Raw genomic sequence first — 25,997 nt, 5'->3', positions numbered from 1 at the left:
TCAATACACGATTTCGATCGCGCTGCCGGAAAATTCGCTGCGCAACGCGGCGAGCAGTTCGTCCGTCGGCTTCACGCGCCACGCGTCGCCAAGCCGCACTTCGCCCTCCGCGTTGTCGCTGCGATAGACGATTTGCACGGCGAGCCCGTTCGGCATCGGCGCCGACGGCCGTTGCGAGCGCCCGCCCGAATCGCCGTTGCTGTTGAAGCCACCACGGCCACCGCTACGCGGAGCCGGCGCCGCGACTTCAGCGTCTTCCGGCTTCGCGCGATACGCCTCGAGCACGGCGCGCAATGCATGCGCATTCGCGTTGCCGTTCATCTGCACCTTCACCGCCTGCGCGTAGCGCGTGCGAGCGCGGCCGAGATCCATCGGCGTATCGACGGTGAAGCGGATGCCGCCCGTGAATGCGTCGTTACGCGCCTGCCCCTGCACGACGAGCAGTTCGTCTTCCTTGAACAACTGCTTGTGCGCCTCGAATTGCTCGTTGAAGACGGTCACTTCGCACTGACCCGTGCCGTCGTCGAGCAGCGCGATCAGCATCTTGCCGCGCTGGGTCATCTGCGTGCGCAGTGACACGATCACGCCCGCCACCAGCTTGTCGCGCCCTTCCTTCAGTTCGCCGATCTTCTGGCGCACGAAGCGGCGCACTTCGTCCTTGTAAGCGTCGAACAGATGCCCGGACAGATAGAAGCCGAGCGCCGTCTTCTCTTCCTGCAGACGCCGCTTGTCCGGCCACGCGGGTTCGTCGACGAGTTCGTGGCCCTGCGACGGCGCGTCGCCCATGTCGAACAGCCCCGCCTGCATCGCGTTGGCGCTCGCCTGATCGGCGGCTTCCATCGCCAGCGAGACGGATGCGATCAGCTGCGCGCGGTTCTCGTGCAAGGAATCGAACGCGCCCGCACGGATCAGCGCTTCGATCGTGCGGCGATTGACGACGCGTCGATCGATGCGGTTGCAGAAGTCGAAGATATCGACGAAGGGACCTTCTTCCCGCGCGCGCAGGATTTCTTCGATCGCGTTCTGGCCGCTGCCCTTGATCGCGCCGAGGCCGTAGCGGATCGTGCGCGAACGCTTGCCGTCCACTTCCGCGACCGGCTCGAAACGATACGCGGACAGATTGATGTCGGGCGGCAGCACGGCCATCTTGTTCGCGAGGCAGTCTTCGAACAGGATCTTGACCTTGTCCGTGTCGTCCATCGCGAGCGACATGTTGGCCGCCATGAATTCAGCGGGATGGTGCGCCTTGAGCCACGCGGTGTGGTATGCGAGCAGCGCGTAAGCGGCCGCGTGCGACTTGTTGAAGCCGTAGCCCGCGAACTTCTCCATCAGGTCGAATGTTTCGTCGGCCTTCTCGCGGGTCAGGCCGTTCTTCGCGGCGCCCTCGGCGAAGATCTCGCGATGCTTCGCCATTTCCTCGGGCTTCTTCTTGCCCATCGCGCGACGCAGCAGGTCGGCGCCGCCCAGCGAATAGCCGCCGATGATCTGCGCCATCTGCATCACCTGCTCCTGATAGACCATGATGCCGTAGGTCTCTTTCAGGACGGGTTCGACGCGCGGATCCGGATATTCGACCGTCTCGCGGCCGTGCTTACGCGCGCAGAAACTCGGGATCAGATCCATCGGGCCGGGACGATACAACGCCACGAGCGCGATGATGTCCTCGAAGCGGTCGGGCTGTGCGTCCTTCAGCATGCCTTGCATGCCGCGGCTTTCCAGCTGGAACACGGCGACCGTATTCGCTTTCTTGAGGATCGAGAACGACGCGGGGTCGTCGAGCGGCACCTGCGCGAGCGACCAGTTTTCCTTCGACGGATCGAGACGGCGAATATAGCGCTCGGCCCAGTCGAGAATGGTCAGCGTGGTCAGACCCAGAAAGTCGAACTTCACCAGGCCGACGGCTTCGACGTCGTCCTTGTCGTACTGGCTCACGACGCCGCTCTCGTCACCCTGCGTGTAGAGCGGACAGAAGTCCGTCAGCTTGCCGGGCGCGATCAACACGCCGCCCGCGTGCATGCCGACGTTACGCGTAATGCCTTCCACGCGCTGCGCGAGTTCGAGCAGCTGGTGCACTTCGTCTTCGTTGTCGAAGCGTTCCTGCAGAAGCGGCTCTTCCTTCATCGCGTCTGCGATCGTGACGTGCTTGCCCGGCTTGAACGGAATCAGCTTCGCGACGCCGTCCGTGAACATATAGCCGAGATCGAGCACGCGGCCGATATCCCGCACCGCAGCCTTCGCGGCCATCGTGCCGAACGTCGCGATCTGCGAGACCGCGTCCGCGCCGTACTTCTCCTTCACGTACTGGATCACGCGATCGCGGCCGTGCTGGCAGAAGTCGATGTCGAAGTCGGGCATCGACACCCGCTCCGGATTCAGAAAACGTTCGAACAGCAGGTTGTAACGCAGCGGATCGAGGTCGGTAATGCCGAGCGCGTACGCGACCAGCGAGCCCGCGCCGGAGCCCCGGCCCGGCCCAACGGGCACGCCATTGTTCTTGGCCCAGTTGATGAAGTCCGCCACGATCAGGAAGTAGCCGGGAAAGCCCATCTTGATGATCGTGCCGCATTCGAAGTCGAGCCGCGCGTAATACGTTTCGCGCTGCGCGTCCCGCTCGGCCTGTTCCGGGAACAGTTGCTCCAGGCGCTTTTCCAGCCCTTCCTTCGACAGCTGGACCAGATAGTCGTCGAGCGACATACCGTCCGGCGTCGGGAACAGCGGCAGCTTGGGCTTGCCGAGTTCGAGCGTGAGGTTGCAGCGCTTCGCGATTTCGACGGTGTTCGCGATCGCGGACGGAATGTCCGCGTACATCGCGATCATCTCGTCCTGCGTGCGGAAATACTGGTCCGTCGTGAAGCGCTTCTGCCGACGCGGATTCGCGAGAATATCGCCTTCGGAAATACACACGCGCGCTTCGTGCGCGGTGAAGTCGTCGGGCGTCATGAACTGCAGCGCGTGCGTCGCGACGACGGGCAGCTTCAGCGATGCGGCCAGCGCGACGGCCTGCTGCACATACGCTTCCGCACCGGCTTGTCCGCCGCGCTGCAACTCAATGTAGAAACCGTTCGGGAAGATCTGTGCCCAGCGCTGCGCGTTGCGCCGCGCGGCTTCCTCGTTGCCCGCCGCGAGCGCGAGGCCCACGTCGCCTTGCTGCGCGCCCGACAACGCCAGCAGTCCTTCAGCGAGGCCACTTTCGAGCCACGCCGTTTCCACTTCCGCGCGCCCGCGATACTGGTTGGTGAGCCACGCCTTCGACAGCAGTTCGCAAAGATTCAGATAGCCGGTCTTGTTTTTGACCAGCAGCAGAAGTCGCGAAGGCTTGTCGCGGTCGTCGGGATTCGTGATCCAGACATCGCAGCCGGCAATGGGTTTGACCCCTTTGCCGCGGGCTTCCTGGTAAAAACGGACGAGACCGAATGCGTTGCCGAGATCGGTGAGCGCGAGCGCACCCTGACCGTCTTTGGCAGCGGCATTGACGACGTCGTCGATGCGCACGATGCCATCGGCAATCGAGAATTCGGAGTGAACGCGGAGATGGACGAAGCGGGGATCTGACATGGGCGACATTGTAACCCCGCCCTCCTGAAAAATTTCGCGCAAACCGCCCTCGATCTGCCCGATTGCCCATCCGGCCAGGCACGCTTGTGCAAGAGCGTTTGCCAACGGTGCTTTGCGCGAATCGGGACCGGCCAATCGGCCATTTCAACGCAAGTCAATACGGCTTCAGGCGGATTGCGGGCCGATTCTCAGGATGAGGGATAATACGCGTTCGAATCCATTTTCTGCCGTACGCGTGCTGCGCTCGCCCTCCATGCGCGCGCGGGGCACGGCGCTTTATCGCTGGACCAGCATGAATATCCTGAATCTCTCGGCTTATCAGTTCTCGACGCTCGACAAGATCGTCGAATGGCGGCCGCTCGTCACCGCGCGTTGCAACGAACTCGGCCTGCGCGGCACTATCCTGCTCGCGCCGGAAGGCATCAATCTGTTTATCGCCGGTGAGATTGCGCGCGTGCGCGAATTTATCCACTACGTCCGGCACGATCCGCTGTTCGAAGGCAAATTCGCCGAACTCCAGTTCAAGGAAAGCCTGTCGGAGAAGCAGCCGTTCCGGCGCATGCTCGTCAAGCTCAAGCGCGAAATCATCACGATGAAGAAACCGGCCATCAAGCCGGAACTCGGCCGTGCGCCGTTCGTCGATGCCCGCACGCTGAAGGCGTGGCTCGACCGCGGTCACGACGATGCAGGCCGCCCGGTCGTGATGCTCGACACGCGCAACGCGTTCGAAGTCGATGTCGGCACGTTTGACAACGCGCTCGACTATCGCATCACCAAGTTCAGTGAATTCCCCGAGGTGATCGAGCAGAATCGCGCGGACCTGGAAGGCAAGACCGTGGTGTCGTTCTGCACGGGCGGCATCCGTTGCGAAAAGGCGGCCATCCATATGAAGGACGTCGGCATCGAGAACGTCTACCAGCTCGAAGGCGGCATCCTGAAGTATTTCGAAGAAGTGGGCGGTGCGCACTACAACGGCGAATGCTTCGTGTTCGACTACCGCACCGCGCTCGATCCCAATCTGCAGCCGACGGCAACCGTGCAATGCTTCGGCTGCCGCGCCGTCGTGATGCCGGAAGGCCAGAAGTCGCCGTACTACGTGCCGGGCAAGACGTGCGCGTCCTGCCATCCGGACGCGCAGCCGCAAGCCGAAGCGGCACACGCCTCGCACGCGGCCGATGTGGCCTGAACGCAGCGCGTCATTGCCCGCCGCATGAACCCGTTTCGCATGAGCCGTGCCGCAGCGGCTCATGACGCCCTCGCATGACACGCTATCGCGGACGTTTCGCGCCCTCCCCGACGGGCCCGCTGCATGTCGGCTCGCTCGTCAGCGCGCTCGCAAGCTGGCTGGATGCGCGCGCCAATCGCGGCACGTGGCTGGTGCGCGTCGAAGATATCGACGGTCCGCGCACCGTCCCGGGCGCCGCGCAAGACATTCTGGATACCCTCGCGCGCTTCGGCATGGCGGCCGACGAACCGCCCGTCTGGCAAAGCCGGCGTGTCGCGCTATACCAGCAGGCATTCGAGCGCCTGCAGACTACCGGTCTCATCTATCCGTGCGGCTGTACCCGCAAGGAAATCGCCGATTCACTCGTTCAGGCGCACGCCCGGCACACGACGCTCGCCTACCCCGGCACCTGCCGCAACGGCCTGAACGGCAAGCCCGCGCGCGCGTGGCGACTGCGTGTGCCGGACGGCGATGCCGCCATCGTGACATTCGACGATCGCTGGCAACGCGGGCAAGTCCAGAATCTCGCCACTGAAGTCGGCGACTTCGTGTTGCGTCGCGCGGACGACCAGTGGGCTTATCAGCTGGCCGTGGTCGTCGACGACGCGGATCAGGACATCACCCACATCGTGCGCGGCGCCGACCTGCTCGACTCGACCGCGCGACAGATCTATCTGCAACGCTGCCTCGGTGTGCCTACGCCCTCCTACCTGCATGTGCCCGTCGTCACGAACGCCGACGGCGAAAAACTCAGCAAGCAGACGGGTGCAGCGGCGCTCGACGCAACCGAACCGCTCGTCGCGCTGAATCACGCTGCGCGACATCTGGGATTGAAGCTGGGTGCGGCGGCCGCGACATCGCTTGATGCGTTCTACTCGGAAGCCACAGCAGCGTGGTCGGCGCGCATCACGCGGCAATAACGCAGCGGCAATAAAAATGGCGCCCGAAGGCGCCATTTTCAAAGCAATCAGAATCTACCACTGCCGCGACATCAATTCGACGAAGTCGTCGTCTTGCGCGGCATCCCAAACCCGCCCAGCAACGCGGCCAGCGGCTGCTTCGACGCAGGCTTCTGCGGCGCGGCAGGCGCTTCATCACGCTTGGCCGCAGCCGCAGGCGACGGCTCGTACGGCTTGAAGAAGAAATCGTCGACGGGCTGCTGACGATGATGCGAGCCATGCGACGGACGCTCGTGCGCACCCGTCGTCCGGCGGCGGCTGCCACGATCGTCGCGGTCGCGCCGTGCGCCGCGTTCGTCGTGATGATGACGCACGGGCGTATCGACCGTCAGACGCTGCACATCCAGCGGCCGCTTGATCAGCTTCTCGATATCGGCAAGCTGCTTGCGCTCGTTCGGGCTGAACAGCGACAGCGCATCGCCCGACGCGCCCGCGCGGCCCGTCCGGCCGATCCGGTGCACGTAGTCTTCCGCGTTGAACGGCAGATCGAAGTTGATCACGGCAGGCAGTTCGGCGATGTCGAGACCGCGCGCCGCGACGTCCGTAGCGACCAGCGCTTCGATCTCGCCGCGCTTGAACGCGTCCAGAGCCTGCATCCGTTCGCTTTGCGTGCGATCGCCGTGAATCGCGGTCGCAACCACCCCGTCGCGCTCCAGCTGACGCGCAAGCCGGCTCGCGCCGATCTTGCTGTTGCAGAACACGATCACCTGCTTGAGACTGCGCTGGCGGATCAGTTGCACGACGGCGCCCGTCTTGTCGCCCTCCGCCACTTCGTAGACGATCTGCGTGACGTTCGTCGCCGTCGAATTGCTGCGCGCCACTTCGATCGTCTGCGGATTGCGCAGGTACGTCGACGCGAGCTTCTTGATTTCGGGCGAGAAAGTCGCCGAGAACAGCAGCGTCTGACGTTCGGTCGGCAGCAGGTTCAGGATGCGCTGCAGATCGGGCAGGAAGCCCATGTCGAGCATCCGGTCGGCTTCGTCGAGCACGAGCATCTGCACTTGGCCGAGATTGGCCGTCTTCTGCTGCACGTGGTCGAGCAGACGTCCCGGCGTCGCGATCAGGATTTCGACGCCGCGCCGCAGTTCCGCCGATTGCGGGTTCATATCGACGCCGCCGAACACGACGGCGCTGCGCAGCGCCGTGTGCTTCGCGTACGACCGTACGTTCGCGGCGACCTGGTCGGCGAGTTCACGCGTAGGCGTGAGGATCAGTGCGCGCACCGGGTGTCGTGCCGGCGACGCGCTCGTGCTCGCGAGCGGCAACAGACGCTGGATGATCGGCAGCGAAAAACCCGCCGTCTTACCCGTGCCCGTTTGCGCGGCGCCCATCACGTCCCGCCCGCCCAGCACGACGGGAATCGCCTGGGCCTGGATTGGCGTCGGCGTCGTGTAGCCCTGCTCCGCGATGGCTTTGAGAATGTCGGCGTGAAGGCCGAACTGGTCGAAGGTCGCGTTGGTAGGCGTGGTTGCTGTATCGGACATGGTGGCTTTCGCTAAAAATGCGCCTGCGCTCGGACCGCTTGCGCGTTGCCAAAGGCGGGCGCGTGGGCGTCCGCTCAAACAGTTTCTGCAGCTTCTTCTGCAGCGGCCGGGGCCGCGGAGGGCATCAGGATGAAGGCGGAGCCACGGCGTCCCGTATAAGGCCCCGCTTACGTACCAGTTGGTATCAGCAAGCATGCGGCCGGCTCCCGCCGGCGGAAACACCCGCCGGAAAGGCCGGTATTGTAGCACTTCGGGCCGCCTACCCTTGCCGTGCATGCAGGCTTACCGCCTTACCGGCGCTGCAGCGCCACATGACGGCATATTTCAAGCGGGGACGGACCATGCCGACGCGGGCAGCGTAGACGCTGCGCAAGGCAATCTGGTGACAACGGGCTGACATGCGTCCGACACCGCGCCGCCCGCCTCCCGCCCCCATTTCCTCACCACGTTTCGCGCATCACCATCAGCCTTGGCTCCGTCATGTCCTCGATTGCGTAGCGAATGCCTTCGCGGCCGAGCCCCGAGTCCTTCACGCCGCCATACGGCATGTTGTCGACGCGGAACGACGGCACATCGTTGATGACCACGCCGCCCACGTCCAGTTCATCCCATGCCTGATGTGCGTGCGCCAGCGAATCCGTGAACACGCCCGCCTGCAGACCGAAATCGCTGTCGTTGACGGTCGCGAGCGCGCTCGCGAAATCATCGAATTTTTCGAGGATCGCCACCGGCCCGAACGCCTCCTTGCGGTACAGGTCGGTCTCGCGTCCGACGTTCTCCAGCAGCGTTGCCTCGAACATCGCGCCGTCCACCTTGCCGCCCGCGACGATTTTCGCACCCGCCTTCACCGCGCCGTCCATCCAGCCTGAAAGACGCCGCGATTCCGATTCGGAGATCATCGGCCCGACGAAAGTCTTTTCGTCCTTCGGATCGCCCATCTTCAGCGACTTCGTCTTCGCGATCAGCTTCTCGCGCAACGCGTCGTAGAGCGACGCATGCACGAGAATGCGCTGCACGCCGATGCAGCTTTGCCCCGACTGATAAAACGCGCCGAACGCGAGCCGCTCCACGACGTAGTCGAGCTTGTCGCGCTGATCGCCGTCGACGATCGCGGCCGCGTTGCCGCCCAGTTCCAGAATCACCTTCTTCTTGCCCGCCTTCGCCTTCAGATCCCAGCCGACGGCAGGCGAACCCGTGAACGACAGCAGCTTGAAGCGCTCGTCCGTGGTGAACAGGTCGGCGCCGTCGCGATGCGCGGGCAGGATCGAGAACGCGCCTTTCGGCAGATCGGTCTCCGCGAGCACTTCGCCGATGATCAGCGCGCCGATGGGCGTGCGGCTCGCCGGTTTCAACACGAACGGCACGCCCGCCGCCAGCGCGGGCGCCACCTTGTGTGCTGCCAGGTTCAGCGGAAAGTTGAACGGCGAGATGAACGAGCACGGCCCGATGGGCACCCGCTTCACGTACGCGTGATAGCCCTTCGCGCGCGGCGAGATTTCGAGGTTGATGATTTCGCCGTCGATGCGCACCGATTCTTCCGCCGCGACCTTGAACGTATCGATCAGACGCGTGACTTCGCCGCGCGAATCGTTGATCGGCTTGCCGGCTTCGATGCACAGCGCCATCGCCATTTCGTCGGCGCGCTCGCGAAAGCGCTTCACGCAATGTTCGAGCACGGCCTGACGCTTGAACGGCGGGAACGCACGCAGTGCGGGCAGCGCGGCGACGGCGGCGCCGATCGCCTGATCGATGGCCTTCGCATCGGCCATCGCGACGCGCGTCGCCACTTCGCCGCTGAACTTGTCGGTGACTTCGAGATCGGTGTTCGCGGCGACGGGCTCGTTCGCGAGATAGTAGGGGTAACTCTTCTGCAACATGACTCGTTCTCCTTGATCGATCAGCGACGCGCGGCAACGACCGTTCCGTAACGGCGCCGCCGCGCACCGGACTGAAACCTCAAAGCTGCGCGGACAGACGCTTGATCTCGCGATTCAGCACGCGCTCGTTGTCGGAGTAATCGATGGGCACGTCGATCACGTGCACGCCCGGGGTTGCGAAGCACTCGCGCACGAGCGGCGCCAGTTCTTCCGCCGAGCCGACGCGATGCCCTTGCGCGCCATAGCTCTTCGCGTAGTCGACGAAATCGGGGTTGCTGAGCATCATCCCGTAGTCGGGGAAGTTCATGTTCTCCTGCTTCCAGCGGATCATGCCGAACGCGTCGTCGCGCAGAATCAATACGACGAGATCGAGCTTCAGCCGCACGGCCGTCTCCAGCTCCTGCGAGTTCATCATGAAGCCGCCGTCGCCGCACACGGCCATCACCTTGCGCTCGGGATGCACGATCTTGGTCGCGATCGCCGACGGCAGCCCCGCGCCCATCGACGCGAGCGCGTTGTCGAGCAGCAGCGAATTCGGCTCGTGCGCGCGGTAGTAGCGCGCGAACCAGATCTTGTACATGCCGTTGTCGAGACAGAGGATGCCGTCGACGGGCGTCGTTTCGTACACGTCGTGGACGACCCGCACCGGGTACATCGGGAAGCGGTCGTCGTGCTGGCCTTTCGCCAGATGCGCTTCGAAATGCGCCTTGATTTCCTTGAAGCGCGCGAAGTCCCAATGCTCGCCTTTGCCTTGCAGCGCTTCCTTCATCTGCCACACAGCGTTCGCGATGTCGCCGACCACTTCGATCTGCGGGAAATACACGGGGTCGACTTCCGCACCGAGAAAGTTCACGTGGATCACGGTCTTCTCGTTGGCATCCGCGCCGCGCATGAAGAACGGCGGCTTTTCGATCACGTCGTGGCCGACGTTGATGATGCAGTCGGCGTGATCGATCGCACGGTGCACGAAGTCGCCGTCCGAGAGCGTCGCGTTGCCGAGCCACAGCGGATGCGATTCGTCGATCACGCCCTTGCCCATCTGCGTGGTAAAGAACGGGATGCCGATCTGGTCGACGAATTCGCGCAGCATCTTGCGCGTCGTCTTGCGGTTGCCGCCCGCGCCGATCATCAGCAACGGATGCTTTGCCTCGACGATTGCCTTCACCGCGTGCTGGACGGCTTTTTCTTCGGCGACGGGCCGTCGGCTATAGCTCTTCGGAATCGGCTTGCCGTCGCCCTCTTCGTGCGCGACGTCTTCGGGCAGTTCGAGATGCGTGGCGCCCGGGCGCTCTTCCTCGGCCTGCCGGAACGCCTCGCGCACCGACGCCGGAATATTGCCGATCGACACGATCTGCCGCGTGTACTTGGTGAGCGGCTCCATCATCCGCACCACGTCGACGATCTGGAAATGGCCCTGCTTGCTCGACTTGATCGGCTTCTGGCCCGTGACCATCAGCATCGGCATGCCGCCGAGCTGCGCATACGCGGCGGCCGTCACGAAGTTAGTGGCGCCCGGCCCAAGCGTTGCCAGACACACGCCCGTGCGCCCCGTCAGACGGCCATAGGTCGCGGCCATGAAGCCGGCCGCCTGTTCATGGCGCGTCAGCACGAGTTTGATGCGGGAGCGGCGCAGCGATTCGAGGAGATCGAGATTTTCTTCGCCGGGAATGCCGAACACGTACTCGACGCCTTCAGCCTCCAGCGATTTGACGAACAGATCCGATGCTTTCATGGAAGTCTCGCTTGACGAACGAACGCAGACCGGGCCGTGACTCTGACACTCGACGGCACGCGGACAAGGATGATCGAAAACGATGACAGCCGCGCCGATGCATCGATACGGGGCGCGGCCATTGCGTGGCACACAGCTTACTACCGCAGGCAGAAACGTGCCGTTTCACGGGCAGGCTGCGAGGCGCGGAGAAAAATGAACGCGCCCGCTACAGCGCGGCACGGACATAGCCACCGTGCGGCAGTCAGAAGAGCATCAACGGACGATGGTCACGCAATCGGACAGCAGCGGCGGCGCGTCCTCGCCGAGCATGGCGTCGTAGAGCGTCGCCTGCGGCCCCTTGGTCCACCACGTGTAGCTGCCCGCCTGATACTTCGCGCCCGAGCCGGACAGCACGTTGACGAACAGCATTTGCGTGCCTTTTACCGGCAGCACCGCGAAGCTTTGACCGTTGGTTGCGTTCAGATAGGTGACCTGGAGGACGCGGCCCGTCGCGCAGGTGTATTTCTGCGTCACGCGATGCGCGGTCCGGATATCGGGCAACGGCAGCAAATCAGCGGCACTGGCCACGTCCACCACGCCCGAAGCGGCGAATAACCCCAGCAGGCCCAACCACGCACACCACCGTCTGCTCATCGAATGCCTCGTTTCCTGACGCTGTGCCGTTATGACCAGGAGATTGTGCTGAAGGTTGCGTCGAGTGATCAGGGATCGATGACGTCGGCGCAGGCATCGGTCGGCGCGGCGGCGACGTGACCGACGACGGGAACGATCTTCAGCCCCGCCGAGGCAATGCGGCACGGCGCAGCGGCCAGCCCGCAGCCGCCCAGCGACGTCATCGTCATAATGGACGCCGCCAGCAACGCAACACGCCGCGCGGCTGCGCTGCTCATCTGTTCAAGCTTCACGCACTGCACTCCTTGCAACGGCCTTATTTCGCCGACACCGGCTTGACAGCCGCCGCAGCCTGTTTCGCGCGCTGCAGCGCTTCGCCGATATCGCCCGCCGTTGCGAGCGCCACGCCCATGCGGCGCTTGACGAAGCTCTCGGGCTTGCCGAACAGCCGCAGATCCGCACCCGGCACGGCGAGCGCCTGCGCGACGCCTTCGAACGCAATGCCCGTTTCGTCGAGCCCGCCGTAGATCACGGCCGACGCACCCGGCGCACGCAGGGTCGTATCGACGGGCAGGCCGAGAATCGCACGCGCATGCAGTTCGAACTCGGAAAGCCGCTGCGACGCGAGCGTGACGAGCCCGGTGTCGTGCGGACGCGGGCTCACTTCCGAGAACCATACGTCATCGCCGCGCACGAAAAGTTCAACGCCGAACAGGCCCCGGCCGCCGAGCGCCTTCGTCACCTTGTCGGCGATGTCGCGCGACTGTTCGAGCGCGCGCGGGCTCATCGGCTGCGGCTGCCACGACTCGACGTAATCGCCCGCCACCTGCACGTGGCCGATCGGGTCGCAGAAATAGGTCGCCGTCTGCTGCGTGGCCGGATCGATCGCGCGCACGGTCAGCTGCGTGATCTCGTATTCGAAGTTGATGAAGCCTTCGACGATCACGCGGCCATGATTCACGCGTCCACCCGCCATCGCGTACTGCCACGCGGGTTCGATGTCGGAGTCGCTGCGCAGCACCGACTGCCCCTTGCCGGACGACGACATCACCGGCTTCACGACGCACGGATAACCGACCTTCGCGATGCCCGCCTTCAGCTCTTCGACGGAATCGGCGAACGCGTACGGCGAAGTCGGCAGGCCGAGTTCCTCGGCGGCGAGGCGGCGGATGCCTTCGCGGTTCATCGTCAACTGGGTGGCGCGCGCCGTCGGGATCACTTCGGCGACGCCTTCCGTTTCGATCGCGGCGAGTGCGTCGGTGGCGATCGCCTCGATCTCCGGCACGATCAGATGCGGCTGCTCTTCTTCGACGAGCGCGCGCAGCGCTTTCGGGTCTGTCATGTCGATCACGTGCGCGCGATGCGCGACCTGATGCCCCGGCGCGTTCGGATAACGGTCCACCGCGATCACTTCGACGCCGAGCCGCTGGAGCGCGATGATCACTTCCTTGCCCAGCTCGCCCGCGCCGAGCAGCATGACGCGCGTAGCCGAAGTCGAAAGCGGTGTGCCGATGCGTTGGCCGATCTGCATGGAAGCTCCAGAGAATTTTTTGACAAAAAGCGGGTGGAATGAATGACTGCGGCGATGTTAACATGCGCGGCCCCTGCGACTACGCCTGCCGCGTGCCGATAACCTGTGTTGCCGGCTGCGTTTCGAGCCATCCGACGTGCCGTTCCGCCCGGCCGCCGAGGTATCGCGATGGGACTGCTGCCGGCGATGACCGGCCCCGTCGCGGCACCGATGCATTTTTGCCTATGCGTTTCGTCACCCGCGTTTGCGCTCGCATGCGGCAAGCGTAGTGCGATACCCTTACGCCTTCGCCAGTTTAGAGAGGAACGACGATATGCAGCCCACGTCTGCCACGCAACGCGACGCACGCTCGAACGCCACACCCGATGCATCGTCGCATGCACCTGACCGCGCAGTCTGGGCATCGTTCCGCCGCCGCGCAGGCGCAGCGCTCGCCGTCGTGTCGATCGCCATGCTCGCCGCCTGCTCGCTGCCGAAACACCCCGACTCGGAAGCCCCGCCGCCCGATCCGTTCAACCCCGCAGCCACGCAACTGCTCGACAACACCGACTGGCAGCTCACCGGCTGGAAGCTCGCCGCAGGCGGCACGCGCGAGGTGCCGGGTAACGCAGGCGGCGAACCCGTCACGCTGGTGCTGTCGACGGAAACGGGCCAGCGGCGCGCAAGTGGCTTTTCGGGCTGCAACCGCTACACGGGCACCTATTCGCTCAAGGACGGCAAGCTGAGCTTCGGCCCGCTCGCGGGTACGCGCATGGCCTGCGCGACGGCGGGCGGCAAGATCGAAGCCGCGTATCTCGATGCGCTCGCGCATATCGAACACTCGGCCGTCGACATGCGCAAGCCGCAGCAGCTTCAACTGATGCTCGGCGACGGCGACACGCTCGTGTTCGCGCGGCGCGGCCAATGAGCGCGCGTCCGGCGAGCATCGACAGCCTGCGCACGCTGCACGCCTGGGAAGCGAGAAGTTTCGCCCAGTTAAACTCGACGGCTCGCGCGTTTGCGCATCCGTCATTCGTTGATGTCTAGCATGCAAACGGTAGTTTTCGGCTGGTTCGGCGCTTCCGCCGTCTGGTTTCTTCCCTTGGTGTGGCGTCTCGTGAAGTCCGCGCTGCCGGGCGGCGCGGGCCTGCGCGGCCCCGGCACGATCCGGCTGTGGCTCGGCTTTCTCTGCGTGCTGATCGCGAGTTGCACGCTGGAGGCATCGCTCGTCAACGTGCAGGGCGTCGACGGACTGGGGCATGCGCTGTCGACGGGGTTCACGCATCTGCTGGGCCGCGTCGCGACGCCGCTCGTGATGCTCGGCCTGTTCGTAATCGCACTGCCGTGGCTGATCGGCTTCCGGTGGTCGTCGTTCGTCGGCTGGGCCAACGAAGCATTCGGCCTCGGCCTCGCGCGCCGTCCCCGTGACGATGAGCCGCGCAGCCACGCGCGCGCCGCCGCCGTCGACTCGACGCCGTCGCATAGCAGTGCGCCGATCAATACGATGGCGCCGAAGGCCAATGGACGCTACGCACGACCCACCGTGTGGCGACCGCCCGCCACGAAGACGCGCGGCGCGGCGGCTGCCGGCGTGACAGGCGAAACGATGGGGATGTCGGGCGGCCCGACTGTTGGCGGCGCAGGCGTCGCGCGCCATGCGACGGGCGGCACGCCGTCTGGCGCGGCGGGCAGTCATGCGTCCGGCCGCAACCCCGGCCGCCCCACGTCATGGACACCCTCCGAACCCGTCGCACCTGCCGGCTGGCTCGGTCCGGACGCGGCCCGCGCGCAGACGCGCGAGAGCGCGCCCGTCACGATGGAGGCCGCACGTGTCGCGTCCACGCCGCCGACGGTGTTCGGCAGCACGGCTGCACTGCAATCGTCGAAGGCAGCGGCCGCTCAGGCGGCGGCGCGCGGCGTGTCGGTGAACCCGGCGGTGACGTCGGCACGTTCGGCGTCGTTACGCGCTGCCGGACTCTCGCAGAGCCGCCAGTCGACGTCGCTCGGCACTGCAATGCACACGGCACAGTCGCGCCACGCAGCCGCGCCGTCCGGTTCGCCGGCGATGCGTCCGAACACGCCGAATCTCAAGGTACCCGCTTACACGCGAGCCAATCAGCCGGCACAGCCTGTCGCGCCGGCGGCGAGCGTGCAGGAAACCTTGCGCAGCATCGAGGAAAACGCCGCGCGCTGGACGACGCTGGCTGGCGCGAGCCTGGCTCGCCGCACGGCCAGCGATCCCGCGAAGGTCGTCGAGACGCGCAACGCGCCCGACATCGCTACGCCCGTTGTGATTGCGGCACCGGCGGACATCGTCGCTGTGCCGGGCACGCCTGCGGTTGCGGGCTCGACCGCTGTCGCCGCCGTCGATCATGTCGTGTCGGCGCTCGAAGCGGTTATCGGTGGCGCGCGCGCAGAAGCGGCGACGCCGCCTTCGGATGCGCCTGTTCAAGTGTCTGCCGCGATCGTTGAGGCGGTTGCAGCCCCGGCTGCAACACCTATTGCTTCGGTTGACGTTGGCGACAGCCTGCAACAGCATGGTGTCGCCTCGCACATGACACCCGTTGCGGAAGCAGCCGCGCTCGCAGTTGCAGCGGCGAACGCCGAACGAAACGATGAAGAGGCAGAGGCAGACGTTGCGCTCGCGGTTGAACCGGAAGCGCCTGTCGTCGCGAACACTGCGGACGCGCAGGCCGAACACGTTGAGCCGCATGTCGCGCATCAAGCGCAAACCGCGGCTCCCGTTCACCATGCAGAGCCGGTGGCTGCCCCCGTCATTCCGGCTCCTGTTGCCGACACGACGATAGCTGCGGCCATCGCAGCGCAAGCGCCCACCGCTGCGGTACAGGCCGTATCAGCGCAAATGACGACCGCGCCGGCCATCGCAGAACCCGCTTCCGCCGAATTCGCGGCTCCGGGCGTCACCGATACCCAATCCGATGCTGCTGCGCCCGCCTCCGAAACACCGGCACCGTCGCTCGAATCCGAACCAGAAGACGTCATCGCAATGCCCGCGCAATCGGCGTCGATGCAGCGTGACGAAGAAACAGCCCGGCAAACGGAATCGCTCGCCCAGGACCAGGACGCCATCGCCGATGAACACGCAGCCGCAAGAGAGCCGGCTGCACCGTCATCGGTAGCCGACAGCGAAGCCACGACGCCGACGGCGGAACAACAAGCGTCCGCAGAACACGTCGAGTCCTCCCCTACCCCGCTCGCGCCATGGGAGTCGATCACGCAATCCGTGACGCAGCTGCGTGCCGCCTCGGCCAGCGCTCCCTCGATACAGCCGCATCATGCGCCCGTGTCGAACGCGGCTGCGTACAGCGTCGTGCCGCTCCCGTCCGTCATCGAGCCAGCCGCTGTCGACGAGACATCCACGGCCAGCACGCCCGAAGCGCCGTCGAACATCGTGCGTTTCCCGTTTGCGGCGTCCGGCGCGGCGGCGTCCGTGGAAAACGTCGCGGTCAGTCCCACTCCTCATGCGCAGGACGACGCACAAGCGTCAGTCCAGCAACAGCACGAACCCGACGATCCGCTGGACGCGCAGCAGGACTCACAACCGGACACGCCATCAGCCGCGCAGCCGCCCCGTCCTGCAGTACGCGGCCACAGCGGACCCGCGTTCGAGTTCCATGCTCCTTCGGCCTCACATATCGAATTGCCGGCGCTCGATCTGCTCGCGCCGGCATCGTCCGACGCCGAACCCGTCAGCGAAGAAAAGCTCGCCGAAACGAGCGCGCTGATCGAGCAGCGTCTGCAGGAATTCAAGGTGCCCGTGACGGTGGTCGGCGCATCGGCGGGCCCGGTGATCACCCGCTTCGAAGTCGAGCCCGCGCTCGGCGTGCGCGGCAGCCAGATCGTCGGGCTCATGAAGGATCTGTCGCGCGGCCTCGGCCTGACGTCGATTCGCGTGGTTGAGACGATTCCCGGCAAGACCTGCATGGGACTCGAACTGCCGAATGCGAAGCGTCAGACCATCAGCCTTTCCGAGATTCTCCAGGCCGACGTCTATCAGCACTCGAAGTCGAATCTGACGCTCGCGTTGGGCAAGGACATCACCGGCCACCCCGTCGTCACCGATCTCGCGAAGGCGCCGCACATGCTCGTCGCGGGCACGACGGGTTCGGGCAAGTCGGTGGCGATCAACGCGATGATCGTCTCGCTGCTTTACAAGGCAACGCCCGAAGACGTGCGCCTCATCATGATCGATCCGAAGATGCTGGAGCTTTCCGTGTACGAGGGCATTCCGCATCTGCTCGCGCCCGTCGTGACGGACATGAAGCTCGCGGCGAACGCGCTCAACTGGTGCGTCGGCGAGATGGAGAAGCGTTACCGGCTGATGTCGGCCGTCGGCGTGCGCAACCTGCAGGGCTTCAACCAGAAGATCCGCGACGCCGCCGCGAAAGAAAAGAAGATCGGCAATCCGTTCTCACTGACGCCCGACGCACCCGAGCCGCTTTCGCCGCTGCCGCTGATCGTCGTCGTGATCGACGAACTGGCCGACCTGATGATGGTCGCGGGCAAGAAGATCGAAGAGCTGATCGCGCGCCTCGCGCAAAAGGCGCGCGCGGCGGGCATCCACCTGATTCTCGCGACGCAGCGCCCTTCCGTCGACGTGATCACGGGTCTCATCAAGGCGAACATTCCGACGCGCGTCGCGTTCCAGGTGTCGTCGAAGATCGACTCGCGCACGATTCTCGACCAGATGGGCGCCGAGTCGCTGCTCGGCCAGGGCGACATGCTGTTCCTGCCGCCCGGCACCGGCTACCCGCAGCGTGTGCACGGCGCGTTCGTCGCCGACGAGGAAGTGCATCGGATCGTCGAACATCTGAAGCAGTTCGGCGAGCCGGAATACGTGGAGGGCATCCTCGACGGTCCCGCGACAGACGGCGGCGCCACGCAGGACCTGTTCGGCGAAACGCCGGATGCGGAAGCCGATCCGCTGTACGACGAAGCCGTCGCGTTCGTGGTGCGTACGCGCCGCGCGTCGATTTCGGCGGTGCAGCGCCAGTTGCGCATCGGCTACAACCGCGCGGCGCGGCTCGTCGAGCAGATGGAGACGGCAGGCCTCGTGTCCGCGATGGGCATCAACGGCAGCCGCGAAGTGCTCGCGCCCGGACCGGCGGAGTAAGGCGCGTTCACGCTGGACCGTGACGGGCCGCCGCGAGAACGACAGAACATGCAGCGGCCCGATCAAAAACGCATGTAGACCGGGCAACCTCGCCCGTCACGTCACGTCACGACGGCGACACCCATTTGAAGTCGACGGGCGAGCCGAGATCGATACGCTTCGGGTTCGCCTCCAGCAGTCCGCTTTGCTGATCGCGACGGAACACGTACGCCGTATCGCTGTTCTGGTTGCCGACGATCAGCCATTGCCCCGTCGGGTCGATTGAAAATTCTCGCGGCGCTTTTCCAAGACTCGACTGACGACCGACTTCGCGGATATGGCCATTGGCCGGGTCGACGGCATAGACGACGATCTCGTTCGCGTCGCCTCGATTGCTCGCGTAAAGAAACCGGCCATCCGGCGACAGATGGATCGCGGCCGCCCCCACCTGCCCCTTGAAGCCTGGCTTCGTCATCGGCACGACCTGCAACTGCGTGAGCTTGCCGTCGTCGTAGCGGAATACGGTGACGGTCGCGCTCAGTTCGCTCGTCAGATACGCGTACTTGCCGTCCGTGCCGAACACGAGATGGCGCGGACCCGAACCGGCTTTCACGTCGGTGTAGCGCTTCTCAGTCGGGCCGAACAGGCCGCGGCTGCCGTCGGGCGTGTAGCGGTACGAGTACAGCTTGTCCGTGCCGAGATCCTGCGCGAACAGATACTTGCCGTCCGGCGAAAACACGGTGGAATGCACATGTGCGTTGTCCTGGCGCCCTTTCACGGGTCCGCCGCCGTCGTGATGCACGGTCAGCACCGATGCACCGACCTGGCCGTCCGCCTGCAACGGAAACACCGCGAAGCTGCCGCCCGGGTTCGCGGCCACCGAGTAGTTGGCCGTCGTCAGATATTTGCCGTCCGGCGAGATGCTCAGATAGCACGGGTCGTTGCCGTCCGACGACACGCGGTTCAGGAACGTTAATTGCCCGTTCTTGGCATCGAAGCTGAACGCGCTGATGCCGCCGCGCTGTTCGGCGGGGCCGTTGTCGCCGGGCTGCTCGTTGACGGAGTACACGTAGCGGCCGTCGCGCGATGCGATCACGTACGACGGATTGTCCGTCTTCGCCGACGACACCTGCGTGGCATCGCCCGATTTCGTGTCGAAGCGGTACACGTAGATGCCTTCGCTCTTCGGCCCCGTGTAGGTGCCGACGATCAGATCGTAGACACCGTCGGCGGGCGCGGCGGCAGTGCCTTGCGCAAAGGCCTGCGTAGCGGCAATCGATACCATGAGTGTCAACCCTCTGATGATCCAGCGTAGCGAATGGCCCGGATGGGAATTGAAAGACTGTGGCACGACACACGCTACGACTCGTGTACGACGCTGCATGACGACCTCCTGGCGAGACGGGTTATTTGGATTCTGCGTGTCGCTGGTCTGCCGCGCGGCTCGATCGAAGCGTGCCGTGGTCGTGACGGATTCATGACGGCAGCGGCCGGTGCGCTGGTGCGCCCTCGTTGGCCCGGCCGGTGCCGCTGATCGTCAGTTTCGTAGTGTGGGGAAGTATAAGAGCGTTGTCCGCGATTCGCCCAGTCGTTCGAGCGAACGCAGGCCAACCGACAGGTTGCGCAGTGTCGCCGTTGGTCCGAAGCATCCGAATCACCCGAACAATTCGAACAACAGGAGTCGCCATGAACATCCATCTCACGCTCGGCCCGCTCGTCGCGCTGATCGCCGGCATTCTCATTCTGATCATGCCGCGCCTGCTCAACTACATCGTCGCGCTGTATCTGATCATCATCGGACTGATCGGGCTGTTCGGCGTCGGCGGAACGGGGCACTTGTGACGCGCGTGACGCGCGTGACGCGCGTGACGCGCGTGCGAAAGCGCGCCCGTGCAGACCGTCCGCTACCTGCTGCGGAGCGCTGGGGCGCGAGTGGCGTATCGACGACGCCTCGGATTGCATCACACGCAGATGCGCGCATTCACACAGGCCGCTTCTCGCGGTCCGCGCAAGTCATGCACTTATTCGCCGCGATCTGCCGGCGATTCCGAATGCGGACTGACGCGCGGGTGCGTCAGCCGTTCGAGAGTTGCTCGAGGCGCCAGCGTCCCTGCAAGGACAGGCCGCCGACGGCATAATGACCGTCGGCTTCGCTATAGCGCTTGAAGCAGGCACGTTCGATCAGAAACGCTGCGGCCGTTTCCATCCCGTTGCGCGAGAGGCCGAGCGTGCGGAAGTCGAGTGGAAGGAGCGAGTCATCCGGCAACTGACTCGCGGCGGAGAGAATCGTGATGCAGTCGGATTTCGACGGGTTCAGCATGGCTTATCCTCGAAAGCGACGCCGTGGCTGCATGCTGCAACACCGGGCGCCGGTGGGCTGCGATTCATCAGAAGTCACGTTCGAACCGATTGTAAGCATCCAAAAACGGTATTGCCAATACCCTTGACGCTCGCTGGCGTGCGACTTTGTCGCATAGTGCACGCGCGCGGTAACAACGACGCTCGCGCACCGTTTTGCGCCGTGCGGAAGCGCACTTATTACACGCTGACCGACCGCCCTACCATGCCCGCATTGATCGAAGACTATGCACTCATCGGCGACGGCCACACGGCCGCGCTGGTCTCGCGCGATGGCTCCGTCGACTGGCTGTGCTGGCCGCGTTTCGACTCGGGCGCGTGCTTCGCCGCGCTGCTCGGCACGGAGGACAACGGCCGCTGGCTGATCGCGCCCGCCGACGATGTCGAATGCGAAGACACCGCCGACCTGCCTCCCGCCGACGAATTCGGCCACGACCGGACGCGTTTGCGTGACGAGACACACGCGGAGACACAAGCGGAGACACGAGCAGACACGCGAACGCGCGAAAGCGGACACCCCACCTCCACCGACAAGCCCGTTCCCCGCCAGGCCGACGCGCCGCCCGTCTCGCGAGCGGCCGGACGCGAAGACGCAGCGGCCGCCGAGGCGAACACCGATGCACACGACGACAGCGAACCGAAGCTGAAACCCGGCTTCGCACGCGCGACGCGCCGCCGCTATCGCGGCGAAACGCTGATCCTCGAGACCGACTTCGAGACGCCCGACGGCGCCGTCACGCTGATCGACTTCATGCCGCCAGGCAACGGCTGGTCGGAGATGATCCGTATCGTCGTCGGCAAGCGCGGCACCGTGAAGATGCGCATGGAACTGGTGCTGCGCTTCGACTACGGCTTTTCGATTCCGTGGGTGAGCCGCCTTGCGCACGAGAGCGGCATCAAGGCGATTGCCGGACCGGACACCGTCGCGCTGCGCACGCCCGTCGACCTGCACGGCGAAAACATGAAGACGGTCGCCGAGTTCACCGTGTCGGAGGGCGAGCGCGTGCCGTTCTCGCTCACCTATTCGGAATCGCATCTGCGCATTCCTCCCGCGCGCGATCCGCACACTGCGCTGGCGCGCACCGAGAATCACTGGCTCGAATGGGCCGCGCGCGGCACCGTCGAAGGCAAATACGCGCCCGCCATCCGCCGCTCGCTGCTGACGCTGAAGGCGCTCGCGTACGAGCCGACGGGCGGCATCGTCGCCGCGCCGACCACGTCGCTGCCCGAGAAAATCGGCGGCTCGCGCAACTGGGATTACCGCTACGTGTGGCTGCGCGATGCCACCATCACGCTGCTCGCGATGATGCGCGGCGGCTACTACGATGAAGCGCGTGCGTGGCGTGCGTGGCTGGGTCGCGTGATGGCGGGCTCGCCCGAGCAGTTGCAGATCATGTACGGGCTCGCGGGCGAGCGCCGGCTGCCCGAGTTCGAACTCGACTGGCTGCCGGGCTACGAAAATTCGAAGCCCGTGCGCGTCGGCAACAACGCGGTCGGCCAGTTGCAGCTCGACGTGTACGGCGAAGTGATGAACGCGCTGCATCTCGCGCGCGTCGGCGGCTTGCAGGCCGACGAAACCGCATGGAACGTGCAGAGCGCGATGCTCCGGCACCTCGAAACGATCTGGCAGGAGCGCGACGAAGGCATCTGGGAAACACGCGGCGGCCGTCAGCATTTCACTTTCTCGAAGGTGATGGCGTGGGTCGCGTTCGATCGCGCGATCAAGTCGGCGGAAGCATTCGATCTGCCGGGGCCGCTCGAACACTGGCGCGAGGTCCGCGCGCAAATCCATGCGGACGTCTGCGAGAAAAGCTGGAATGCGCGGCTCAACGCGTTCACGCAGTCGTACGGCGGCGACGAACTCGATGCGAGCGTGCTGCTGATGCCGCTACTCGGCTTTTTGCCGCCATCGGATCCGCGCGTCGTCGGCACCGTCAATGCAATCGAAAAACATCTGATGCGCAACGGCTTCGTGCTGCGCTATCACACGACGGAATTCGACGACGGCTTGCCGCCCGGCGAAGGGACGTTTCTCGCGTGCAGTTTCTGGATGGTCGACAACCTCGCGCTGCAGGGGCGCGTCGCCGAGGCGCGCGACATGTACGAACGGCTGCTGTCGCTGGCGAACGATGTCGGCCTGCTCGCCGAGGAATACGACCCCGCTGACGGCCGACTTGTCGGAAATTTCCCACAGGGGTTTTCCCATGTGGCCCTCGTTCATACGGGGCTCAATCTGATGAAACACGAACAGGAGATGGCGCGCGCCGCCGGTCAGCCTCCTCACGACGGCGAAGGCGGACAAGGCGGCCCGCCGCCCGCTGGCATGTCAGATGCTGGTACTCAATCGTCGCCCGTTGTCTAAAGAAAACGGGCGGATTGACGATGACGTAACTATGACATCCGGTGCGTGCGTCAGCGCACTGTTGTTGCATTGCACAAATCGTATGGCTTCTATATCATCATCCGAACCAGTCGGCCGATAATCCGTCACCAACCATCCACACGTAACCAGAAAACGGCCCGCCTCGTCGCTGCGCGTCAAACACGCTGCCCTGCGCGAACCGCTAACGCTGGAGCACCCATGCTCTATCAATTCCACGAATTCCAGCGGGCACTTTTGAGCCCGCTCACCGCCTGGGCTCAGGCCGCCTCGAAATCGTTTGCGAATCCGGCCAGTCCGTTCGCCTATGTGCCCGGCGCGACACGCCTCTCCGCCGGCTACGAGCTGCTGTACCGTCTCGGCAAGGACTACGAGAAACCCGAGTTCAACCTGCATCAGATCGTCAAGGACGGCCGCAACATCCCGATCGTCGAACAGACGATCGTCGAGAAGCCGTTCTGCCGCCTGCTGCGCTTCAAGCGCTACTCGGACGACAGCGACGCTGTTACCCAACTGAAAGAAGAGCCCGTCGTGCTGGTGTGCGCGCCGCTGTCGGGCCACCATTCGACGCTGCTGCGCGACACCGTGCGCACGCTGCTGCAGGATCACAAGGTGTACATCACGGACTGGATCGACGCGCGCATGGTGCCGATCGAAGACGGCCCGTTCGACCTCGACGATTACATCGCTTACATCCAGGAGTTCATCCGCCATATCGGCGCGAAGAATCTGCACGTGATCTCGGTCTGCCAGCCGACGGTGCCCGTGCTCGCCGCCATTTCGCTGATGGCGAGCCGCGGCGAAGACACGCCGCGCACGATGACGATGATGGGCGGCCCGATCGACGCGCGTAAGAGCCCGACGGCCGTCAACTCGCTGGCTACGCAACATTCGATCGAATGGTTCGAGAACAACGTGATCTACAACGTGCCTTCGAACTATCCGGGCTTCGGCCGCAAGGTGTACCCGGGCTTCCTGCAGCACACGGGCTTCGTCGCGATGAATCCGGAGCGTCACGCTGCATCGCACTGGGACTACTACCAGAGCATGCTGCGCGGCGACGAAGAAGATGCGGAAGCGCATCGCCGTTTCTACGACGAATACAACGCGGTACTCGACATGGCAGCCGAGTACTATCTGCAGACCATCCGTGTCGTGTTCCAGGAATTCAGTCTCGCTGAAGGCACCTGGGAAGTGAACGGCCAGCCCGTGCGCCCGCAGGACATCAAGAAGACCGCGCTCTTCACGATCGAAGGCGAACTCGACGATATCTCCGGCAGCGGCCAGACGCGCGCCGCGCACGAACTGTGCACGGGCATTCCGGAGAAAGACCGTCGTCACTTCACCGCTGAGAAATGCGGGCACTACGGCATTTTCTCTGGCCGCCGCTGGCGCACGATCATCTATCCGCAACTGCGCGACTTCATTCTCGAGCACACGCCGAAGGCAACGCGTAAGGCGGAAGAACGCGTCGAAGCGTAACGTGGCGGGCACGGCGCGCAAGCCGCGTGCCTCAGGCGCCGCGACATGTTGCGCCTGCATCCACCTAAATTGAAGACTGATGAATGCAAAAACGGCCTCTTGCGAGGCCGTTTTTCTTTGCAGCGTTGCGCGTCTGGTTGCGCCTAGCGGCGCATCAGGTAAGCGAGCAGGATTTCGGTGTTCATCTGGATCACTTCGCTGCGCTCCGCCGCCGCGCTGAAGTCGCGGCCGAGTGTCGCTTCGAGCGTAAAGCGATTCGACACGATGTAGTAGCCCATCCCAGACAGCGTCACGTAAAAACGCAGCGGATCGACGTTGGTGCGGAACAGCCCCGCGCGCTGCCCTCGCTCGAGTATCGAGCCGAGCGTGGCAACGATCGGCGAGATCATTTCGCGGATGCGCGTGGACTTCTGCATATAGCGCGCCTCGTGCAGATTCTCGTTGTTCACGAGCCTCAGCAGTTCGGGGTGATCGCGATAGTAGTCCCACACGAAGTGCGCGAGCCGCGTGACGGCCTCGACGGGCGCGACGCCCGCGAGATCGAGCGTGCGCTCGGCTTCCGTGAGCGCGCTGAACGCGTGTTCGAGGACTGCAGTGAAGAGTTGCTCCTTGCTACCGAAGTAGTAGTAGAGCATGCGTTCATTGGTCTCCGCGCGGCGGGCAATCTGGTCGACGCGTGCGCCGAACAACCCACCATTCGCAAACTCCTCGGCTGCCGCAAGCAGAATGCGGCGACGGGTGCCTTCAGGATCTCTTTTGATTTTCGGCTGATTCATGGTGGCATGTGCTTCGTGAGCCGCGTTAATCCGGATCGCTCGCCGTCCAATTGCATGGCCTTGCAACGGCGGCGCTGCGCGGGCTGGTTGGTGGGAACACCTTCCTGCGGTCTTACAAAAAAGCGCTTCGATTATGGCACATGCTTCGGTAATAACAACTGGGGAAATCGGCGATAATACGCATTTGACCGATTGCCGAACGCGCCCGCTGTGCTGGCTCGACAGCGGCTTTAGCGGCCTGGCGTCACGAGGCGGTTTGCACACCGCCTGCGAGCGCTTCTCACAATGCCGGCGGCGCAGTTGAAACCGCATCCATTGAACCGCCAACATTTGCCGCGCAAGATCGACGGCAACAGCATGTCCCCCACGTCCCGACCGTGACAGAGTCCAAAACATTCGCGGATCTCATCGAAGATCTGCTGCCCCAGACGCAATGCACGAAGTGCGGCTACCCTGACTGCCGCGCTTACGCCGAAGCCATCGCCCAAGGCGACGCCGGCTACAACCAGTGCCCGCCGGGCGGAGCCGAAGGTGTCGCACGGCTCGCGAAGCTGCTCGGCAAGCCCGTGATACCCCTCAATCCCGACAACGGCATCGAGCGCCCACGACCCGTCGCGTTCATCGACGAGAACCTGTGCATCGGCTGCACGCTGTGCATGCAGGCCTGTCCCGTCGACGCCATCGTCGGTGCGCCGAAACAGATGCACACGATGGTCGCCGAACTCTGCACGGGCTGCGACCTTTGCGTGCCGCCCTGCCCCGTCGACTGCATCGCGATGATCCCCGTGACGGGAGACAAGACGGGCTGGGACGCGTGGACTCAGCCGCAGGCCGACGCGGCTCGCGAGCGACACGATGCGCGCCGCGCGCGTCTTGCGGCGGAGCGTGAGGCCGCGGAGGCACGCGCGGCCGCGAGACGCGCATCGTCGGC

18 protein-coding genes are annotated in these 25,997 nt (G+C 64.7%); 8 read left to right on the top strand and 10 right to left on the bottom strand.

Annotated elements, in window-relative coordinates:
• Positions 1 to 3,564, bottom strand: a complete 3,564-nt coding sequence (gene dnaE, locus G3N95_RS33920) for a DNA polymerase III subunit alpha (RefSeq protein WP_205974459.1) — start codon at positions 3,562 to 3,564, stop codon at positions 1 to 3.
• A gap of 283 nt (positions 3,565 to 3,847) precedes the next feature.
• Between dnaE and G3N95_RS33915 the strand changes: the two genes are divergently transcribed.
• Together G3N95_RS33915 and gluQRS are read left to right on the top strand one after the other, a co-directional pair.
• On the top strand, positions 3,848 to 4,741 hold the full coding sequence (locus tag G3N95_RS33915; RefSeq protein ID WP_205974458.1) for a sulfurtransferase: 894 nt from the start codon (positions 3,848 to 3,850) through the stop codon (positions 4,739 to 4,741).
• Between the two features lie 74 nt (positions 4,742 to 4,815).
• Positions 4,816 to 5,700 (top strand): tRNA glutamyl-Q(34) synthetase GluQRS, encoded by an 885-nt coding sequence (gene gluQRS / locus G3N95_RS33910; protein WP_205974457.1) that lies wholly within the window; start codon positions 4,816 to 4,818, stop codon positions 5,698 to 5,700.
• 71 nt (positions 5,701 to 5,771) lie between these two features.
• Here the strand turns inward: gluQRS and G3N95_RS33905 are convergent, their stop codons facing one another.
• The 6 genes from G3N95_RS33905 to purT all read right to left on the bottom strand — a co-directional run bounded on the left by G3N95_RS33905 (position 5,772) and on the right by purT (position 12,978).
• The gene (locus G3N95_RS33905; protein WP_205974456.1) at positions 5,772 to 7,223 is read right to left on the bottom strand and encodes a DEAD/DEAH box helicase; all 1,452 of its coding nucleotides are present in this window, start codon (positions 7,221 to 7,223) and stop codon (positions 5,772 to 5,774) included.
• A gap of 440 nt (positions 7,224 to 7,663) precedes the next feature.
• Positions 7,664 to 9,100, bottom strand: a complete 1,437-nt coding sequence (locus G3N95_RS33900) for an aldehyde dehydrogenase family protein (protein ID WP_205974455.1) — start codon at positions 9,098 to 9,100, stop codon at positions 7,664 to 7,666.
• Between the two features lie 79 nt (positions 9,101 to 9,179).
• On the bottom strand, positions 9,180 to 10,832 hold the full coding sequence (locus tag G3N95_RS33895) for an acetolactate synthase large subunit (protein WP_205974454.1): 1,653 nt from the start codon (positions 10,830 to 10,832) through the stop codon (positions 9,180 to 9,182).
• A 255-nt stretch (positions 10,833 to 11,087) separates the two neighbouring features.
• Positions 11,088 to 11,468 (bottom strand): MliC family protein, encoded by a 381-nt coding sequence (locus G3N95_RS33890; RefSeq protein ID WP_205974453.1) that lies wholly within the window; start codon positions 11,466 to 11,468, stop codon positions 11,088 to 11,090.
• A gap of 68 nt (positions 11,469 to 11,536) precedes the next feature.
• A complete protein-coding gene (locus tag G3N95_RS33885) occupies positions 11,537 to 11,725 on the bottom strand; it encodes a DUF6726 family protein (RefSeq protein ID WP_205974503.1) in 189 nt (62 codons plus the stop codon).
• 38 nt (positions 11,726 to 11,763) lie between these two features.
• A complete protein-coding gene (gene purT / locus G3N95_RS33880; RefSeq protein WP_205974452.1) occupies positions 11,764 to 12,978 on the bottom strand; it encodes a formate-dependent phosphoribosylglycinamide formyltransferase in 1,215 nt (404 codons plus the stop codon).
• Positions 12,979 to 13,291: 313 nt separating this feature from the next.
• Between purT and G3N95_RS33875 the strand changes: the two genes are divergently transcribed.
• Together G3N95_RS33875 and G3N95_RS33870 are read left to right on the top strand one after the other, a co-directional pair.
• Positions 13,292 to 13,885 (top strand): META domain-containing protein, encoded by a 594-nt coding sequence (locus G3N95_RS33875; protein WP_205974451.1) that lies wholly within the window; start codon positions 13,292 to 13,294, stop codon positions 13,883 to 13,885.
• A 120-nt stretch (positions 13,886 to 14,005) separates the two neighbouring features.
• Positions 14,006 to 18,091, top strand: coding sequence for a DNA translocase FtsK (locus G3N95_RS33870; protein WP_205974450.1), 4,086 nt, complete (start codon positions 14,006 to 14,008; stop codon positions 18,089 to 18,091).
• Positions 18,092 to 18,197: 106 nt separating this feature from the next.
• Here G3N95_RS33870 and G3N95_RS33865 read toward each other — a convergent pair whose 3' ends face one another.
• On the bottom strand, positions 18,198 to 19,355 hold the full coding sequence (locus tag G3N95_RS33865; protein WP_205974449.1) for a lactonase family protein: 1,158 nt from the start codon (positions 19,353 to 19,355) through the stop codon (positions 18,198 to 18,200).
• Positions 19,356 to 19,756: 401 nt separating this feature from the next.
• On the opposite strand from G3N95_RS33865, the gene G3N95_RS33860 reads away from it, so the two are divergent.
• The gene (locus G3N95_RS33860; protein WP_012401475.1) at positions 19,757 to 19,912 is read left to right on the top strand and encodes a DUF3096 domain-containing protein; all 156 of its coding nucleotides are present in this window, start codon (positions 19,757 to 19,759) and stop codon (positions 19,910 to 19,912) included.
• Positions 19,913 to 20,144: 232 nt separating this feature from the next.
• Here the strand turns inward: G3N95_RS33860 and G3N95_RS33855 are convergent, their stop codons facing one another.
• On the bottom strand, positions 20,145 to 20,390 hold the full coding sequence (locus G3N95_RS33855) for a hypothetical protein (RefSeq protein WP_012401476.1): 246 nt from the start codon (positions 20,388 to 20,390) through the stop codon (positions 20,145 to 20,147).
• A 243-nt stretch (positions 20,391 to 20,633) separates the two neighbouring features.
• Between G3N95_RS33855 and G3N95_RS33850 the strand changes: the two genes are divergently transcribed.
• Both G3N95_RS33850 and phaZ read left to right on the top strand, forming a co-directional pair.
• The gene (locus G3N95_RS33850) at positions 20,634 to 22,790 is read left to right on the top strand and encodes a glycoside hydrolase family 15 protein (RefSeq protein ID WP_241019106.1); all 2,157 of its coding nucleotides are present in this window, start codon (positions 20,634 to 20,636) and stop codon (positions 22,788 to 22,790) included.
• Positions 22,791 to 23,009: 219 nt separating this feature from the next.
• Positions 23,010 to 24,290: a polyhydroxyalkanoate depolymerase gene (gene phaZ, locus G3N95_RS33845; protein ID WP_205974447.1), complete on the top strand. Its 1,281-nt coding sequence runs from the start codon at positions 23,010 to 23,012 to the stop codon at positions 24,288 to 24,290.
• Positions 24,291 to 24,433: 143 nt separating this feature from the next.
• Here the strand turns inward: phaZ and G3N95_RS33840 are convergent, their stop codons facing one another.
• Positions 24,434 to 25,066, bottom strand: coding sequence for a TetR family transcriptional regulator (locus G3N95_RS33840; protein ID WP_007583389.1), 633 nt, complete (start codon positions 25,064 to 25,066; stop codon positions 24,434 to 24,436).
• Positions 25,067 to 25,443: 377 nt separating this feature from the next.
• On the opposite strand from G3N95_RS33840, the gene rsxB reads away from it, so the two are divergent.
• On the top strand, positions 25,444 to 25,997 hold a 554-nt coding region (rsxB, locus tag G3N95_RS33835), incomplete at its 3' end, for an electron transport complex subunit RsxB (RefSeq protein ID WP_205974446.1).

This window comes from Paraburkholderia sp. Tr-20389 (assembly GCF_017104565.1).
GTDB lineage: Bacteria > Pseudomonadota > Gammaproteobacteria > Burkholderiales > Burkholderiaceae > Paraburkholderia.
This window is presented reverse-complemented; position numbering and strand designations above follow the sequence as displayed.

Coding starts and splice junctions, on each gene's coding strand:
- dnaE (WP_205974459.1), bottom strand. CDS start 3,564: ATGTCGCCCATGTCAGATCCCCGCTTCGTCCATCTCCGCGTTCACTCC.
- G3N95_RS33915 (WP_205974458.1), top strand. CDS start 3,848: ATGAATATCCTGAATCTCTCGGCTTATCAGTTCTCGACGCTCGACAAG.
- gluQRS (WP_205974457.1), top strand. CDS start 4,816: ATGACACGCTATCGCGGACGTTTCGCGCCCTCCCCGACGGGCCCGCTG.
- G3N95_RS33905 (WP_205974456.1), bottom strand. CDS start 7,223: ATGTCCGATACAGCAACCACGCCTACCAACGCGACCTTCGACCAGTTC.
- G3N95_RS33900 (WP_205974455.1), bottom strand. CDS start 9,100: ATGTTGCAGAAGAGTTACCCCTACTATCTCGCGAACGAGCCCGTCGCC.
- G3N95_RS33895 (WP_205974454.1), bottom strand. CDS start 10,832: ATGAAAGCATCGGATCTGTTCGTCAAATCGCTGGAGGCTGAAGGCGTC.
- G3N95_RS33890 (WP_205974453.1), bottom strand. CDS start 11,468: ATGAGCAGACGGTGGTGTGCGTGGTTGGGCCTGCTGGGGTTATTCGCC.
- G3N95_RS33885 (WP_205974503.1), bottom strand. CDS start 11,725: ATGAGCAGCGCAGCCGCGCGGCGTGTTGCGTTGCTGGCGGCGTCCATT.
- purT (WP_205974452.1), bottom strand. CDS start 12,978: ATGCAGATCGGCCAACGCATCGGCACACCGCTTTCGACTTCGGCTACG.
- G3N95_RS33875 (WP_205974451.1), top strand. CDS start 13,292: ATGCAGCCCACGTCTGCCACGCAACGCGACGCACGCTCGAACGCCACA.
- G3N95_RS33870 (WP_205974450.1), top strand. CDS start 14,006: ATGCAAACGGTAGTTTTCGGCTGGTTCGGCGCTTCCGCCGTCTGGTTT.
- G3N95_RS33865 (WP_205974449.1), bottom strand. CDS start 19,355: ATGGTATCGATTGCCGCTACGCAGGCCTTTGCGCAAGGCACTGCCGCC.
- G3N95_RS33860 (WP_012401475.1), top strand. CDS start 19,757: ATGAACATCCATCTCACGCTCGGCCCGCTCGTCGCGCTGATCGCCGGC.
- G3N95_RS33855 (WP_012401476.1), bottom strand. CDS start 20,390: ATGCTGAACCCGTCGAAATCCGACTGCATCACGATTCTCTCCGCCGCG.
- G3N95_RS33850 (WP_241019106.1), top strand. CDS start 20,634: ATGCCCGCATTGATCGAAGACTATGCACTCATCGGCGACGGCCACACG.
- phaZ (WP_205974447.1), top strand. CDS start 23,010: ATGCTCTATCAATTCCACGAATTCCAGCGGGCACTTTTGAGCCCGCTC.
- G3N95_RS33840 (WP_007583389.1), bottom strand. CDS start 25,066: ATGAATCAGCCGAAAATCAAAAGAGATCCTGAAGGCACCCGTCGCCGC.